This is a genomic window from Microbacterium sp. Bi128, assembly GCF_918698205.1.
Window position 1 is genome coordinate 1 of the sequence record NZ_CAKKMM010001184.1, and the last position, 1603, is coordinate 1603.

2 protein-coding genes and 1 pseudogene are annotated in these 1603 nt (G+C 66.7%); 2 read left to right on the top strand and 1 reads right to left on the bottom strand.

The genetic code is table 11. The features are described from left to right. Both LQV45_RS31050 and htpX read left to right on the top strand, forming a co-directional pair. Positions 1-261: pseudogene (locus LQV45_RS31050) on the top strand (MFS transporter); the annotation flags it as partial. Positions 262-331: 70 nt separating this feature from the next. After that, positions 332-1159, top strand: a complete 828-nt coding sequence (gene htpX / locus LQV45_RS31055; RefSeq protein ID WP_230011162.1) for a zinc metalloprotease HtpX — start codon at positions 332-334, stop codon at positions 1157-1159. A 112-nt stretch (positions 1160-1271) separates the two neighbouring features. Here the strand turns inward: htpX and LQV45_RS31060 are convergent. Continuing rightward, positions 1272-1603, bottom strand: a 332-nt coding sequence (locus tag LQV45_RS31060) for a DUF520 family protein (protein ID WP_230011164.1), incomplete at its 5' end; no start/stop codon positions are given.

The window sequence follows — 1603 nt, forward strand, 5'->3', positions numbered from 1 at the left end:
TCCGTGAGCCCAGTCTTCCGGAGCACCATCCTGCAGGCCTCCACCCCCGACCATCTGCGCGGGCGTCTGCAGGGCGTCTTTGTGGTGGTGGTCGCCGGCGGACCCCGGATCGGGGACATGCTGGCCGGCGGCGCGACTAAACTTTTGAACGAGGGGTGGGTCCTGCTGCTCGGCGGCGTGCTGTGCATTGCTGTGGCCTGGATATTGGCCCGCCAGCAGGTCGGATTCCTGCGGTACGACGCGCGGAACCCGGTGCCGTAGCGGTTCGTTTTCCTTGGTAGGTCAGTGAATTACAGGGCATCAGCTTGCAGTACACGTATCAGGAGGACCAGTGCACAAGCATCACAACGGACTGAAGACCGCGGCGCTGTTCGGAGTGCTGTGGGCGGTCCTGCTGGGCCTGGGGGCGTTCATCGCCGCGGGGACCCGCAGTGCGGCGCCGATCTGGATCATGGCCCTGATCGGGGTCGGCACCACGGCCTACGGGTACTGGAACAGCGACAAGCTCGCCATCCGTGCCATGCAGGCCTATCCCGTCACGGAGGCCGAGGCGCCCCAGCTGTACCAGATCGTCCGGGAGCTGTCCGGCCGGGCCAACCAGCCGATGCCGCGCATCTACGTCTCGCCCACCATGGCGCCAAATGCCTTCGCCACCGGCCGGAACCCGCAGAACGCGGCAGTGTGCTGCACCGAGGGCATCATGCGGATGCTGGACGCCCGCGAACTGCGCGGCGTCCTGGGGCATGAACTGATGCACGTCTACAACCGGGACATCCTGACGGCGTCGGTGGCGGCCGCCGTCGCCGGCGTCATCACTTCGGTGGCGCAGATGATGTTGCTGTTCGGCGGCGGGGACCGCCGCAATGCGAACCCGTTCGCCGCGATCGCCATGGCCCTGCTGGCCCCGTTCGCCGCATCCCTGATCCAGATGGCCATCTCCCGTACACGGGAGTACGACGCCGACGAGGACGGCTCGTCGCTGACCGGAGACCCGCTGGCGCTCGCCTCCGCCCTGCGCAAGATCGAGCAGGGCGTGCAGCTGGCGCCGTTGCCGCAGGACCAGCGGCTGGTCAACGCCTCGCACATGATGATCGCCAACCCCCCGCCGATGGCCGAGCGGATCGGCCGGCTGGAGCGGATGGCCGGGAGGCTTAACTGAAGCAGGCTGCGGGTCTGACGACGCGCGAGTAGTTCCGCGACACGCAAAAGGGCTGGCGACACCGTCGCCAGCCCTTTTCCGCGACGCGCAAATTTGCGCCGCGGACGGGCCGCTAGCTGCGGAAGTTAACGAACTGCAGGTCGGCCTCGTCGAAGCCCTTCAGCAGGTTCATGGTCTCCTGGAGATCATCGCGGGACTTCGAGGTCACCCGGAGCTCGTCGCCCTGGATCTGTGACTTGACGGACTTGGGGGCCTCGTCCCGGATCAACTTGTTGATCTTCTTGGCGAGGTCCTGGGCGATGCCCTCCTTGATGGAGGCCTCGAGCCGGAATTCCTTGCCGGAGGCGTAGGGCTCGCCTGTGTCGAGGGACTTCAGCGAAATGCCGCGGCGGATGAGCTTGGACTGCAGCACATCGAGCACCGCGAGCACCCGCTCCTCGGAGT